The sequence below is a fragment of the Mesorhizobium sp. M6A.T.Ce.TU.002.03.1.1 genome, from assembly GCF_003997275.1.
Lineage (GTDB): Bacteria > Pseudomonadota > Alphaproteobacteria > Rhizobiales > Rhizobiaceae > Mesorhizobium > Mesorhizobium mediterraneum.
In genome coordinates, this window is record NZ_RZTI01000320.1 from 1 (window position 1) to 457 (window position 457).

At 52.3% G+C, this 457-nt stretch carries 1 protein-coding gene; it reads left to right on the forward strand.

The features are described from left to right. Nucleotides 1–26: 26 nt before the first annotated feature. Nucleotides 27–457, forward strand: a 431-nt coding sequence (locus EOC93_RS33745; RefSeq protein ID WP_245461619.1) for a hypothetical protein, incomplete at its 3' end; no start/stop codon positions are given.

Consider the following 457-nt stretch of genomic DNA (forward strand, 5'->3'; position numbering starts at 1 on the left):
TGGGGGATATTTGGGGGGTTCAGCCGATGACTGGTCCTACTGGTTTGATCTTTGCTCTCCGAGCCAACTATCAGTCTCAAGGCGGAACAGAAGCACTCAAGTCTGAGGCTCTAACTCAGTTCTCTGGTTCAACCGGAAACGATGTTACTGCACAGGGTTCAGATCCATTCGCAGACACTGCCAGTCAACAGACCGCTGGTACTACGTTGTCAAGTTACCCCGCCACTGCGGGTATGTCCACCGCGACTGGTGAAGCACTCGGTGACGCTGCTGGAAATCCGTTCGGTGAGATGGCATTCAGCATCGACCGTACATCGGTAGTTGCTAAGACTCGCGCCCTCAAGGCAGAGTACACTAGCGAACTCGCACAAGATCTCAAGGCTGTTCACGGTCTTGATGCAGAGACTGAACTTGCTAACATTCTTAGCAACGAAATCATGCTGGAAATTCAACCGCG